The organism is Ruicaihuangia caeni (assembly GCF_029952955.1).
Lineage (GTDB): Bacteria > Actinomycetota > Actinomycetes > Actinomycetales > Microbacteriaceae > Ruicaihuangia > Ruicaihuangia caeni.
Map to the genome: position 1 here is coordinate 1 of NZ_JASATX010000006.1, position 13,480 is coordinate 13,480.

Consider the following 13,480-nt stretch of genomic DNA (forward strand, 5'->3'; position numbering starts at 1 on the left):
CGGATACTTCTTCAGTGCTGGCATGGCCATCATCCTCTCGGGGAATCAGACCCTCCACGAAACCCGGGGCGATTCATAGTGACGAGCGCACTGGATCGGATGGCGGCACAGGCGAATCGTCGACTTGGTACCGTTCTTCGATGGAGTTCCGGTTCGATGTCTGACGTATTGCCTCCCTGCCCTCAGTGCAAGGAGACCTTCACCTATGAGCAAGGCGCGCTTCTCGTGTGCCCGATGTGCGGTCACGAGTGGTCGGCGGATGCCTCCGCTGACGGGGAAGCGGAGGCATCTCGGGTCGTGCGCGACTCGGTCGGCAACGTGCTTGTCGACGGTGACGCCGTGACCATCTCGAAGGACCTCAAGGTCAAGGGCGCCGGCGGCGGCGTCGTCAAAGTCGGCACGAAGGTGCGCGGCATCCGGCTGATCGACGACGGCGTCGGCGATCACGACATCGACGCGACCGTTCCGGGATTCGGCCGCATGCAACTCAAGTCGAGCGTGGTGAAGAAGGTTCTCTGACGGCCGTGCCGGTGACCGCATCTTCGAGACGGACGGGTGCGAAGGCATCGGCGAAGGGGCCCCACTCGATGACCGGGCATCCGGGCGCTGTGCGATCGGGCAGAGAGGTCTAGCGTTGTAGCGAACGTCCTTCAGAGCCGAGGAGCGCCAATGCCGTATGTCGTCGACTTCGAGAACGTCAGCACGGTCGGCCTCGAATCGTCGCCGTTCGCTGACGCGCTGGCCGGTGTTCGCGCGAACGAGGCGCGGTACTACAGGAACAAGTTCGACCACACGTTCACGACCGAACCTGCGAGCGAATCGCCCCAGATCGTCGAGCGCGTCGCGCACGTTCTCAAGCAGGAGCGGGGCATCGAGATCGGGTCGCCGGCGCTGGAGACCTCCGATTTCGAGGTGGACGGCACGAGGATGTCGTACGTCTTCTATGAGTCCGGCCTCTCGATCAATGTCATGTACGGGCTCGAAGATGGGCAGAAGCGCGCCGTTGGGTTCAAGCTCGCCGAGGGCATGGAGGTTCCGGAGGAGCTTGCAGCGTTCAAGTTCGCACGCCAGAAGTCGAAGCTCGCCGGAGTGATTCGCGGGTCGTACTTCGTGATCAAGGGCGAGTACTGACTGTCGAAGCGGGGCGGCATGCGACCGAGAAGGGACGGGTCGCGGGCGGTCAGGAAGGGAGTGAACAGTGGCGAATGGTGATCCTGTGCAGGGCCAACCACTGATGGTCGACTTCATCACTACGCTCGACGGCTACGCGTCGGGGGAGGGATGGCCGGGGTTCTGGGGGCTCGAAGGCCCCGAGTACCTCGAGTGGCTCGCGGGGCAGGACGACGACGAATACATCACGCTCATGGGCGCCAACACCTATCGGCTGATGCTGAACCTGGGCGAGGATGCCGAGGCATCCCCCGATGCGTACTCGGCCGATGAGGCAGCCAGCCTCACCGGGCTCGCTGCGATGCCGAAGGTCGTGTTCTCGTCGACCCTCCAGCCGCCGCTTGCCTGGCCGAACACCCAGCTCGTGAGTCGGGATGCTGTCGAGGCGGTGGCCGAGATGAAGCGCACCGGCGAGAAGCCTCTGCGAACGCTCGGCAGCCTCACGCTCTGCCGCTCGCTCATGGAAGCGGGACTCGTCGACCGGTTCCGCGTGGTCATGTTCCCGGTGATCACGGGCCGCACCGGCGAAGAGCGGATCTACGACGGCTACTCCGACTTTCTGCTCGACATGGTCGAGAGCCGGACGTTCGATGGCCGCCTGCAGCTGGTCGAGTACATTCCGACTCGTCTCGACGGGCCGCTGAAGCGCTAGGCAGAGGGCTCACAAGCCGATCGCGGCCGGATAACTGGCGTCGCGGCAGGTACCGCGCGCGCATACGATGCGGGTATGGCTGATCTGGCGGCGCATCGGCAGGCGCGGGTGCGCATGTCGACCTGCGTCGCACTCGGCCTCATCGCCGCAGCGCTCCTCTGGTGGGCGTTCGGGCCTGCCGTGGCTGTCGTGGGTGGTTGGGGCACCCTCGCGCTCACGAACTCGACCTGGGTGCTCCTCGTGGTCTGGCCGATGGATGCCGCGTCGACGAGCGCGCACGCGACCGCCGAAGACCCGGGACGGCGAGTCGCGCGGCTCATCGCGATCATCGGCAGCCTGGTCAGCCTCGTGGCAGTCGGGGTCGTCGTGCTGCAGGCGCGCGTCGCGGCGCCGATGGAGGGGTACCTGCTCGCGGGGATCGCGGCACTCGGCGTCGCGGCATCCTGGGTGCTCATCCAGGTCGACTACATGCTGCGCTACGCCCGCGAGTACTACACCGAGCCCATCGGAGGGATCTCGTTCAACCAACGTGAAAGCCCTGAGTACACCGACTTCGCCTACTTCGCGGTCGGACTCGGCATGACCTACCAGGTGGCCGACACGAACGTGACGGCCAATCGCATCCGTCGCATCGTCATCGCGCAGACCCTCACCGCCTACCTCTTCGGCGCTGTGATTCTCGCCACCGTCATCAATCTGGTCACCAGTCTGGGGCGCTGATCGAGGCGCTACCGGCCATACGAGCGAGTGATGCTTGAACACTCCGGCCGCTGGCAGAGGTGGCTGGGGAGTCGTCTCCGCCGGACTGCCTTTTTACCGAATTTCGATATATGTTTATTGAATACCGACAAGCTCAGCAGGAGCCCAGTGGAAAAATGACGAACCTCGCAATCGTGCTGGCCAAGGTGTTCATCGCGGTGCTGTTCGTGATCGCGGTGGCAGCTCAAGTCGTCGTCGTGCCGATCGCGGCCGCAGAGGCCGCTGAGGCGGGCGATGGCATCGAGTGGATGCACATGCCCTTCCTGGTGCTCGGCATCCTGTTCGTCGCCTGTGCTGAGGTCGTGCTCTGGTGCATCTGGCGATTGCTGTCGATGGTGCGACGCGATGCGATCTTCAGTGCGCGGGCGTTCAAGTTCGTGGACGCGATCATCGTCGCCCTGCTGCTGGCCGGTGCGCTCATCGCGACGGTGCTGCTGGTGCGCAGATTCACCGGCAACGCCGGCCCTCCCGGGCTCTTCCTGCTCGCGTTCGGGGCTGGGATCGCGTGCGCCGCGCTCGCGCTCGTCGTGTTCGTGCTGCGCGGCCTCCTGCTCAAGGCGGCCGATCAGGCGCAGTACCTAATCGAGGTCGTCTGATGGCGATCGTCGTCGACCTCGACGTCGAGCTCGCGAAACGCAAGATGTCGGTCACAGAACTCGCGGATGCCGTCGGCATCACGATCGCGAACATCTCGGTGCTCAAGAACTCCCGAGCCAAAGCCGTACGCTTCACGACATTGGACGCCATCTGTCGCGTACTCGGGTGCCAGCCGGGCGACATCCTCCGCTGGGTGCCCGACGACGAGCCGGCCGGCTGAGGCGCTGCTCCTGGTGCGCCGTCGATCTCCCGACGTACCGTGGAGCGGTGGACATCGAGGTGCACGCAGCCACCCACGACCGGTTCGACGATCTCGCGTTGATGCTCGGCCCGAAGAAGAACGCCGATGCGTCGGTGTGCTGGTGCTTGAGCCACCGCATCCCCGCGAAACTGAATCACGAGCTTCGCGGCAGTGAGCGCGGCGACTTCGTTCGGCAGCTCACGCGTCAGCCAGTGGCGCCGGGGGTGCTCGCCTACGTCGACGGTGAAGTCGCGGGCTGGGCGGCGGTCGCACCTCGTGCCGACCTGCCCTTTGCACGCTCTACGAAGATCCCTCGCATCGACGACCTTCCCGTCTGGTCGGTGTGGTGCATCCGAGTGCGCCCGGGATTTCGCGGCAGGGACGTCTCTCACGCCGCGCTCGCTGGAGCCGTCGAGTACGCGCGGTCGAATGCAGCGCCGGCCGTCGAGGGCTATCCAGTCGACAATCGCGGCGAGAGGGTCGACTTGACCATGGCCTTCGTCGGCACACGAGCCACGTTCGAGCGGGCGGGCTTCGTCGAAGCGGCGAAGACGGATGCCGTCGCCGGCGGGTTCCCGCGAGTGCTCATGCGCCGCGCGTTCTCGTAGAGCGGGCCCCGAGAAGCAGCTTTGCGCATCGACTAGCCTGGTTGACCGTCCTTCGGCGTACCGAGAGGAGACCATGCCGTTCTCAGGCCTCGACCCGTGGCTCAACACCCTCATCGTGATGTTGATCGCGGTCGTCATCGCTGTCGCAGCAGCCGTCGCGGCGAGAATCGTCGTCGCAGGCGTTGCCAGGCGGCATCCCGCACTGCGCGCCGCCTACCAGCGCGTGAGACCGCGACTGGACCTCTTGCTGCTGCTCATCGCGGTCTGGATCGCGGGCGGCATGACGGCACCGGCGAAGCAGAGTTGGTGGCCGGCGATCTCCCACGCCTTCCTGATCGCGTGCGTGATCACTGGCGCCTGGCTGCTCGCCGGGCTCGTATCGATCGGCCTCGAGCGCCTCACGCATCGCTACACCGCTGTTGTCGGCGCTCAGGGGCGGCGCATGCGCACGCAGCTCACGGTGATCAAGCGGCTCGTCATCGTCATCATCGCTGTGCTCGCGATGGGGGCAGTGCTGTTCAGCTTCCCAGAGGTGCGGGCGATCGGCACGAGCGTGCTCGCATCGGCGGGCATTGTGAGCATCATCGCGGGCCTCGCAGCGCAATCGACCCTCGGCAACCTGATCGCCGGCATCCAACTCGCATTCAGCGACGCAATCCGAGTCGGCGACGTGGTCGTCGTCGAAGACGAATGGGGCACGATCGGCGAGATCACGCTCAGCTATGTCGTCGTGCACGTGTGGGACGAGCGCAGGCTCGTGCTGCCGTGCACCTACTTCACGACCCAACCGTTCGAGTCATGGACGCGACGCTCCGACCTCATCCTCGGCACGATCGAGTTCGACCTCGACTGGCGCGTGCCACTGGAAGCGTTCCGCGAGGAGTTCAACCGCGTGATCGACGCGAGCGAGCTCTGGGATCGCCGCGCCTCGAGCCTCGTGATCACAGACGCGACCGGCGGCCATGTGCGGGTGCGCGCCCTGATCTCGGCCAGGAACTCCGACGAGCAGTGGAGCCTGCGCTGCCTTGTGCGCGAGGCGATGGTCGAATGGGTGCGGCGTGAGCACCCCGAAGCCCTGCCGGTCAGCAGGGTGGAACTCACGGCGACGCCAGCGGTGCGCGCGGAGGAGGCCTCCGCCTGAGAGAGCCCCGACGGTCGGCGGCCGTCGGGTTGCGGTGCTCGCGGCATCCTTCACTCTGGAACCATGACTCGCATCGGGTTCCATGCCTCGCACGAGCAGATCTCCCCGCGCCAGTTGCTGACTGATGTGCAATCAGCAGAACGGGCCGGGTTCGACGCAGCGATGTGCTCCGACCACTTCGCGCCGTGGAGCGAGCGCCAAGGGCACTCGGGCAACGCCTGGGTATGGCTGGCGGCAGCCTTGGCGACGACGTCGTTTCGCATCGGCACGCTCGCGATTCCGGGGGAGCGCTACCACCCCGCGGTGCTCGCGCATCAACTCGCGACCCTCGCTCAGATGTTCCCGGGGCGCACTTGGGCGGCGCTCGGGAGCGGCGAAGCGATGAATGAGCACATCACCGGCAACGGCTGGCCGCCGAAGCAGCAGCGCGAACGGCGCCTTGAGCAATCGGTCGATGTGATCAAGCGCTTGCTCGCGGGCGAGGAGGTCACCCGCGAGGGGACGGATGTCGGCGTGAAGGTCGACCGGGCAAAGCTCTGGGATCTGCCCGACGAGGTTCCCCCGCTCATCGCGCCGGCGATCTCTCCCGAATCAGCTGCCCGGGCCGCATCCTGGGCGGACGGGCTCATCACGGTCAGCCAGCCAGTGGACACGCTGCGGCGAGTCATCGACGCATACCGGGATGCCGGCGGGCGCGGGCCCGTGGCCCTGCAGGTGCATCTGTCGTGGGCGCCGACGCGGCATGAGGCCGAAGCGATCGCGTTCGATCAGTGGCGCAGCAACGTCTTCGCCGAACCGGTTCCGTCGGACACCGATTCGACGGCAGCCTTCGACGCGATGGCGCAGCACGTCGGCATGGGGGCGGTGCATGAAGTGGTGCGCATCTCGGAGTCGACCGGTGAGCATGTGCACTGGCTCGTCGAGTATGCGGAGCTCGGCTTCGACACCCTGTACCTGCATCACGTCGGTCAACAGCAGCAGGCGTTCATCGAGACGTTCGCCGAGCACGTGCTGCCTGCGTTGCAGAGCTGAAGCGGCGCGGCTTTGACTCTGGGCGCTCGCCGACGCCGAGCGCTGAAGTGACGACCCGAACGATCGCGACCCGAACGATCGCGAACCGGACGATTTCGAACCGAACAACGAGGAGACGAGCACCCGACATGCGCGTGACCCAGACCAGCGACCTGTGGTGGAAGAGCGCCATCATCTACTGCCTCGACATCGAGACGTACCTCGACACCAATGGCGATGGCGTCGGCGACCTCGGCGGCCTCGCCCGGCGCATCGACTATCTCGCGGAACTCGGCGTCAACTGCCTGTGGCTCATGCCCTTCTATCCGAGCCCAGATCGCGACGACGGGTACGACGTGATGGATTTCTATGGTGTCGACCAGCGCCTCGGCAACCACGGTGAGTTCGTGGAGGTCGTGCGCACCGCGCATGATCGCGGCATCCGAGTCATCATCGATCTGATCGTCAATCACACGTCTGACCAGCATCCGTGGTTCAAGGAGTCACGGAAGAGCCGCGACAACCCGTACCGCGACTTCTACGTCTGGCGGGCCACTGAGCCGCCTGACACGAGCGAACAGGTCGTCTTCCCAGATCAGGAGGATTCGATCTGGACGAAGGACGATCGCACAGGCGAGTGGTACCTGCACCACTTCTACAGCCACCAGCCGGACCTCAACGTCGCGAACCCAGCTGTTCGAGACGAGATACTCCGCACCATCGGGTTCTGGCTCGAGCTCGGGGTCGACGGGTTCCGCGTCGACGCAGTGCCGTTCTTCACTCACGACATCGAGACCGAGTCAGGCGACACGGTGCCCGCGAACCCGCACGAGTTGCTGAAGGAGGTGCGCTCCTTCCTCGGCCGCCGCAAGGGAGGCGCGATGCTGCTCGGCGAGGTGAATCTGCCGCACGATCAGCAGTACGAGTACTTCGGCAAGGATGCGGGCGACGAGCTCACGATGATGTTCGACTTCATCGGCATGCAGGCCACGTATCTCTCGCTCGCGCGAGGTGAGGCAGCGCCGCTGGTGAACGCGCTGCTCGCCCGCCCCGAGGTGCACCCGACGTGTCAGTGGGCGAACTTCTTGCGGAACCACGACGAGCTGACGCTCGACAAGCTCACCGACGAAGAGCGGCAAGAGGTGTTCGACGCGTTCGGCCCTGATCCCGCGATGCAGGTGTTCGGGCGGGGGCTGAAGCGGCGGCTGCCCACGATGCTCGGCGGCGACCCTCGCCGAATCCGCATGGCCTACAGCCTCATGTTCTCGCTGCCGGGCACCCCGACGATCTATTACGGCGAAGAGATCGGAATGGGAGAGGACCTCGAGGCGGAGGGGCGCATGGCTGTGCGCACTCCGATGCAATGGAGCGCCGGCCCGAACGGTGGCTTCTCGACGGCGCCCTCCCGGAAGCTGATCCAGCGCCCGGTGCCCGACGGCTACGGACCGCCCCACGTGAATGCCGCCGACCAGCGCCACGATCGCGACTCGCTCTGGACATTCATGCGCACGCTCATCGGCGCCCGACGCCGCTGCGCAGAACTCGGCTGGGGCGAGTTCTCGGTGATCGAGCAGCCGAATCCGGCTGTGCTCGCACATCGGTGCGACCTCGATGGGTCGAGCGTGATCGCGGTGCACAACTTCGCGGCCGAACCTGCGGTCGTCACGCTCGAACTCGACGGAGATCCTGAAGCCGAACTGGAGATCTCCGACCTGCTGGAACGCGACGGTCTGACACCGGCAGAGGGCCGACTCGAACTCGCGCTCGAGGGGTACGGCTACAAGTGGCTCCGCGTGCGCCGGGAAGGTGAGCTGGCCGTTCCGTGAGCGCAGCGAACGTCGGGCGAAAGAACGCCTGCGGTCCTCGCTCAGCGGTCAGCGCCAGGCGACCTCAGTCGACCCACTCGATGTCGATATCGGCGACGTCTTGGTTCTCGAGGTTGACCACGATGTTGTCGGGGGTGCGGGTGGTCATCCAGATGAGCTCTTCGCTGTGGCTGAGGTTGCCTTCGATGTGGGGCACGAACGGCGGCACATAGACGAAGTCGCCTTCGCTCATGTAGACGATGTTCTCGTAGCGGTCGCCGAAGCGGATGAACCCATTGCCTTTGAACACGTACCCGCCGGTCTCGGCCTCGCCGTGGTGGTGGGGGTCGGAGATCTCGCCGGGGCCGGTGTAGACCTTGCCGAACCAGAGGTTCTCGACCTCGGTGTTCTCGACGCTGACGCCGGAGATGCGGCGGGCGTTGAGGGTCTGGCCGGGTGCTTCGGGCAGTTGGTCCTTGCGCTGCACCGAGAGCTTCTTGAGTGCTTGCTGTTCAGGCATTGGTGACTCCATTTCTTGGGCGTCCGGGTGGGTTTGCAGGGGGCAGTCAGCGCTCGCCGACGACCGGGTTCGAGAGCACCCCGAGGCCATCGACTTCGACCTCGACGACATCGCCGTGCTTGAGGAACAACTTCGGCTCGCGACCGTCGCCCACACCGCCGGGGGTGCCCGTCGCGATCACGTCGCCGGCGTTCAGTTGCGTCCACTCCGAGCAGTAGGCGATCAGGGCTGCGACGTCGAACACCAGCTGATCGAGTGACGACTGCTGCACCGTCTCGCCATTCACCCGCGTGCTGATTCGGCGGTTGCCGAGTGGTCCTGTCTCGTCTGCGGTGACGATCGCGGGCCCGAGGCTTCCGCTTCGCGGAAAGTTCTTGCCCGGGCCGAACTGGTGAGTGTGGCGCTGATAGTCGCGCATCGAGCCGTCGTTCATCATCGTGTAGCCGAGCACGTGCTGCATTGCGTCTTCGGGCGCGATGTTGCGGCCGCCCTTGCCGATCACAACCGCGAGCTCGCCCTCGTAATCGAACTGGTCGCTGGCTCGGGGTGCGACGAGCGGCGCTCCGCCTCCCACGAGCGAGTCGTTGAATCGGGTGAACACCACGGGCTTCTCGGGCATTGGGCGGTTCATCTCCCGCACGTGGTCCGCGTAGTTCAAGCCGATGCAGATGATCTTCTCGGCATCCGTCACTGGTGGCAGGAAGAGGATCTCACCGACGGCGACGACCGACGCGCCGCGGGCGTCGTCCAGCACGCGCTCAAGGTCGCCCTCACGAAGCACCTGCCCGAGGGTGCGGTCGCGCGCGGCACTCGCGGAGCAGACGAGGCGCACCTCATCGCCCTCGAGCACGCCCCAGCAGGGGCGCCCGTCGTACTCGAACGAGGCGAGCTTCATCGCTTCTCCCTATTACGTGACCCGCCTGATGCGTGCTGGTCGGTGAACAAGACTGCGGGCAGACCCGGTTGAACGTCAGTCTCCAGCCGGTCTCCCGGAACCTGGAAGCACGGGCGGGTATTGTCCCGGTATGAGGGACAACGCGGATGCCGCCACCGCACATGCCTCACGCTTGACCGGCGTCGAGGTCGGTCTGCGGGTATTCGAACTACTCGTCGCCCGCGATCGCATCACCGTGGGAGAGGTGGCGCGCACCCTCGGGATCAGCAGGTCGTCGGCGCACCGCCACCTCGCCACATTGGAGAGCCGAGGCTACGCGTCGCTCTCGTCGACCGGGCGGGGGTACATCGCCGGGCCGGCGCTCTTCGAGCTCGCCGGCATCCGGGGTGTCGATCGCGCCACGAAGGCCCGGTACCGGCCGGTGCTGCAAGACGCGCATGACGCGACCGATGGCGAGGCCGTGCACATCGCAGTGCTCGTCGGCGACCAGGTGCTGGCTGTCGACGGCCGCCGTTCTCAGTTCGAAGACGACATCGGTCCGCGGGTGGGCATGACGGCCACGGCGCATGCGATGGCCGCAGGCAAGCTGCTGCTCGCCGCGTGCAACGATCAGCAAGTCGCCGCGATCCTTCCGAACGACCCATTGCCCACGCGAGCGCCGGCGACGATCCGTTCCAGGCGCGAGCTGTTCGCCGACCTCGAGCGCATCCGCAAGCGCGGCTTCGCGATCACGCATGGAGAGTCGGAGCCCGGCGTGAACTCGGTGGCAGTGCCGCTCGACGGCAGCTCGTGGCGCGATCGTTCGGCGCTGGTCGTCTCCGTACCGCTCACGCGCGGTTCCGAGGAACGCCTGCTCGCCTTGGCGCGAGCCGCGTCCGAAGTGGTGGCGCGACACCGAGACGCAGGCACCGTGCAGCCCTGGCAGTTCCACCGCCCCTGAGTTGGCGTCCCCTGGGCTCGAACTGCTCGCGTGAGAGCCGCGGCCCGTGCGGGCTGGACCGCCTTCGTCTCGGCACCGAGCGTCGATCAGAGCCGAACAAGATCGAGAGCCGCCCCGGCGATGTCTGCGGCGCCGATGCCATGCCATGCGTACACCGAATCGAGATCACCGGACTGTCCGAACTTCGACACCCCGAGATGCCTCGCCTCGCTCTTCGCCACCGAGCCGAGGAACGCAAGGGTGTGCGGATGCCCATCGAGCACCGTCACCAGCGGTGCCGGCACAGCAGCGGGGAACAGTTGCTCGATGATCCAGCTCGGCGCGTCGTCGAGCCCTGCTCGGGCCTGGGCCGCGCGGAACAGCTTGTCGGCGCTGGTCACGACGACGACCTCGGCTCGGATGCCGGACAGCAGCAGCATCGATGCGGCCTCCAGGGCTTCGGGCACCATCGCGCCCATCGCCGCAATGCGCACGTGCGGATCGGCCGCAGGGCGGAGCACATACCCCCCGGCAACCACGTGCTTTCGGCGCTGAGCCCGCCCGGCAGCATCAGTCGGCAGCTCTGCGAGCGCCTGGTCGACGGGGCGGGTCGACAATCTCAGATAGGTGGACGTCCCGTCCTGCCTGCCGAGACGACTGATCGCATCGAGCAGCAGCCATTCGACTTCGATCGCGAACGCCGGCTCGACGCTCACGCATTCCGGCTGCTCGAGCCCGATCGACGGGGTCTTGATCGACTGGTGCGCGCCGCCCTCTGGCGCGAGTGTGACACCTGACGGCGTACCGACGAGGATCGACTGGCCCCCCGCGTAGATGCCGTATGACCAGGGCTCGAGAGCGCGCTCGACGAACGGGTCGTAGATCGTTCCGATCGGAATCAGCGGCTGGCCGTCGCGACTCCATGTCGCGCCGAGCTCTCCGAGCAGGCTCACGAGATTGACTTCAGCGATACCCAGTTCGATGTGCTGCCCCTCCGGCGCCTCGCGCCAGTGCAGCATCGTCTGGCCATCGCCGTCGAACCAGTCCTTCCGAGGGGCGGGGGCCCACACGCCGACCTTGTTGATCCAGCCCGCGAGGTTCGTGCTCGAGCTCACGTCGGGGCTCACGGTCACCACACGACGCGCGAGTTCGGGCGCGCTACGCGACAGGTCGAGCAGCGCGCGCCCGAGCGCCGCCTGGGTCGCGGCGGTGCCTCGTGGAGTGTGGCCGAAGTCGACCGGCGGCTCGAACGGTGTGGCCGCCGCTTCCGGGTCGGTGCGGTGCAACCGGGTCGCGACTTCAGCGCTGAGTCGGCCTGCAGCGCTCGACGTGTCGAATCTCGACCACGGAGAGTCGGCATCCTCGCCGACTTCAACCGCGAACTGCCGGTACTCCTCCTCGGTGAGCAGCGCTGAGTGATTCTGGGGATGACCCGCCGTCGGAAGCAGATAGCCCTTCACGGTGTACGCGAGGATCACCGTCGGAACTGTGTCATCGATCCGCTCGAAGGCTCGGCGGAGTGCGACGAAGTCGTGACCCCCGAGATTGCCGATCGCGCTCGTGAGGGCTGCATCATCGAGACCGTCGATGAGGGCGTGGATAGCCTCAGCATGCGGCCCCATGCCGGGCAGTTTGGCTCGTAGCTCGGTCGCGGGCAGGCGAAGCATCCGCTGGTATTCGGCATTCGACATGGCGATGATCCGTTCGCGCAGGCGCTCGCCGCCCGGTCGTGCGAACAATGCCTCGAGCTCCTTGCCGAACTTCACGGTCAGCACTTGCCAGCCGGCGGCTGCGAACACGCGCTCGAAGCGCTCTGCCGCGCTCTGCGGAACGATGCGGTCGAGCGACTGGCGATTGATGTCGACGATCCAGACCACTTCGCCGAGTTCGCGCACCATCGGATCGAAGACCGCCTCCCACACGGCGCCCTCGTCGAGTTCAGCGTCACCGACGAGCGAGTAATGGCGCACGCGGGCGTGCGAGCCAGTGAAGCGCTCCGTCTGTCGCTTGGCGATCGCTGCCCAGATGGGGGCTGTCGCCCCGATGCCGACCGAGCCGGTTGAGAAGTCGGCCGGCACGGGATCCTTCCGACGGCTGGGGTAGCTCTGCAAGCCACCGAACTGCCGCAGGGTCTCGAGCTGAGGCGCCTCGAGCTGGCCGAGGAGGTAGCTGATGGCGTGCATCACAGGGCTCGCGTGCGGCTTCACAGATACGCGATCGCCGCGTCGGAGGTGCTCGAACCAGAGGGCGGCCATGATCGTCGCGATCGAGGCAGAGGACGCCTGATGGCCACCCACCTTGAGCCCTGAAGGATTGGGACGGCGACGATTGGCGTGGTGGACGATCGAGGTAGCCAGCCAGATCACGCGACGCTCAATGCAGCGCAGGGTCGAGGTGAGTTCGTCGTTCGCCGTCATGGCGGCGGGCGACGCCAGTGTCGCGTGGTCGATCACGGTAGCTCCTTCATTGCAGATTGCGTTGATTGCACTCCAGCGATCAGTCAAAGCGCAAGCTAGGCTCCGATGACTGATCATTTTGCTCATTTCGCTCAGGTGAGGTCGTCCAAGGAGGTAGCAGAATGGTGAGTCCCGACAGCGGGATGAGCGACCGTGCGGATCGGATAGACCGTCGGCTGCTGGCGGCGATGCTCCGTCATCCCTTGGCCTCGCAATCCGGGCTCGCGGATGCCGTCGGCGTCTCGCGGAACACTGTGCGCGCCCGCTTGGAGCGTTACTGGCGAGGCCGCGGTCTTCGTGGTCTCGACCGGGCGGTCGACCCGGCGTTCCTCGGCTTCCCGCTGCGCGCGTTCGTCTTCACCACCGTCGAGCAGCGACGGCTCGCCAGCGTGTCCACGGCGCTCGCCGACATTCCTGAAGTGCTCGAGGTCAACGGCATCTCCGGCGATGTCGACCTCATCGTCGACGTGGTGGCGCGTGATGCCGACGACCTGTATCGGGTCGCCGGTGCGATCCTCGGCATCCCGGGCGTCGAACGCACGAGCACTGCGCTGGTCATGCGCCCGCTGGTGCCGTACCGGGTGAAGCAGTTGCTCGACTAGGGAACTGCCGCGGCATCCCGCACTCCGGGAAGATCAGCACTCAATCCCGATAGGCGGGAGGGCGCATGTAACCTGCTTGCACTCGAACACCCGGCGCTGACGCC

15 protein-coding genes are annotated in these 13,480 nt (G+C 66.2%); 12 read left to right on the top strand and 3 right to left on the bottom strand.

All coding sequences use genetic code 11. The annotated features are described in order from the left end of the window. The first annotated feature begins 156 nt into the window (after window positions 1-156). From QF206_RS11535 to QF206_RS11580, 10 genes are all read left to right on the top strand, one after another. Complete coding sequence (locus QF206_RS11535; protein WP_281489391.1) at window positions 157-519, top strand: zinc ribbon domain-containing protein YjdM; 363 nt, start codon at window positions 157-159, stop codon at window positions 517-519. A 150-nt stretch (window positions 520-669) separates the two neighbouring features. Then, a complete protein-coding gene (locus QF206_RS11540; protein WP_281489392.1) occupies window positions 670-1,131 on the top strand; it encodes a phage tail protein in 462 nt (153 codons plus the stop codon). Between the two features lie 103 nt (window positions 1,132-1,234). Beyond that, complete coding sequence (locus QF206_RS11545) at window positions 1,235-1,822, top strand: dihydrofolate reductase family protein (protein WP_281489471.1); 588 nt, start codon at window positions 1,235-1,237, stop codon at window positions 1,820-1,822. Window positions 1,823-1,897: 75 nt separating this feature from the next. Then, entirely contained in the window at window positions 1,898-2,542 is a 645-nt protein-coding gene (locus tag QF206_RS11550) for a DUF1345 domain-containing protein (protein ID WP_281489393.1), read from the top strand. A 155-nt stretch (window positions 2,543-2,697) separates the two neighbouring features. Continuing rightward, on the top strand, window positions 2,698-3,177 hold the full coding sequence (locus QF206_RS11555; protein ID WP_281489394.1) for a DUF2975 domain-containing protein: 480 nt from the start codon (window positions 2,698-2,700) through the stop codon (window positions 3,175-3,177). Further along, entirely contained in the window at window positions 3,177-3,398 is a 222-nt protein-coding gene (locus QF206_RS11560; RefSeq protein WP_281489395.1) for a helix-turn-helix domain-containing protein, read from the top strand. Before QF206_RS11555 ends, QF206_RS11560 begins: the two co-directional genes overlap by 1 nt. Before the next feature lie 47 nt (window positions 3,399-3,445). Next, on the top strand, window positions 3,446-4,027 hold the full coding sequence (locus tag QF206_RS11565) for a GNAT family N-acetyltransferase (RefSeq protein WP_281489396.1): 582 nt from the start codon (window positions 3,446-3,448) through the stop codon (window positions 4,025-4,027). Window positions 4,028-4,100: 73 nt separating this feature from the next. Continuing rightward, the gene (locus QF206_RS11570; protein ID WP_281489397.1) at window positions 4,101-5,168 is read left to right on the top strand and encodes a mechanosensitive ion channel family protein; all 1,068 of its coding nucleotides are present in this window, start codon (window positions 4,101-4,103) and stop codon (window positions 5,166-5,168) included. Window positions 5,169-5,231: 63 nt separating this feature from the next. Further along, window positions 5,232-6,200, top strand: a complete 969-nt coding sequence (locus QF206_RS11575; RefSeq protein ID WP_281489398.1) for a TIGR03885 family FMN-dependent LLM class oxidoreductase — start codon at window positions 5,232-5,234, stop codon at window positions 6,198-6,200. Between the two features lie 128 nt (window positions 6,201-6,328). Continuing rightward, on the top strand, window positions 6,329-8,005 hold the full coding sequence (locus tag QF206_RS11580) for an alpha-amylase family protein (protein ID WP_281489399.1): 1,677 nt from the start codon (window positions 6,329-6,331) through the stop codon (window positions 8,003-8,005). A gap of 64 nt (window positions 8,006-8,069) precedes the next feature. On the opposite strand, the gene QF206_RS11585 is transcribed toward QF206_RS11580, so the two are convergent. Continuing rightward, on the bottom strand, window positions 8,070-8,504 hold the full coding sequence (locus tag QF206_RS11585; RefSeq protein ID WP_281489400.1) for a cupin domain-containing protein: 435 nt from the start codon (window positions 8,502-8,504) through the stop codon (window positions 8,070-8,072). 46 nt (window positions 8,505-8,550) lie between these two features. Then, complete coding sequence (locus QF206_RS11590) at window positions 8,551-9,399, bottom strand: fumarylacetoacetate hydrolase family protein (RefSeq protein ID WP_281489401.1); 849 nt, start codon at window positions 9,397-9,399, stop codon at window positions 8,551-8,553. A gap of 130 nt (window positions 9,400-9,529) precedes the next feature. On the opposite strand from QF206_RS11590, the gene QF206_RS11595 reads away from it, so the two are divergent. Then, complete coding sequence (locus QF206_RS11595; protein WP_281489402.1) at window positions 9,530-10,339, top strand: IclR family transcriptional regulator; 810 nt, start codon at window positions 9,530-9,532, stop codon at window positions 10,337-10,339. A gap of 86 nt (window positions 10,340-10,425) precedes the next feature. Here the strand turns inward: QF206_RS11595 and QF206_RS11600 are convergent, their stop codons facing one another. After that, the gene (locus QF206_RS11600; RefSeq protein ID WP_281489472.1) at window positions 10,426-12,735 is read right to left on the bottom strand and encodes a transketolase-like TK C-terminal-containing protein; all 2,310 of its coding nucleotides are present in this window, start codon (window positions 12,733-12,735) and stop codon (window positions 10,426-10,428) included. A gap of 161 nt (window positions 12,736-12,896) precedes the next feature. On the opposite strand from QF206_RS11600, the gene QF206_RS11605 reads away from it, so the two are divergent. Beyond that, the gene (locus QF206_RS11605; protein WP_281489403.1) at window positions 12,897-13,376 is read left to right on the top strand and encodes an Lrp/AsnC family transcriptional regulator; all 480 of its coding nucleotides are present in this window, start codon (window positions 12,897-12,899) and stop codon (window positions 13,374-13,376) included. Window positions 13,377-13,480: the final 104 nt, after the last annotated feature.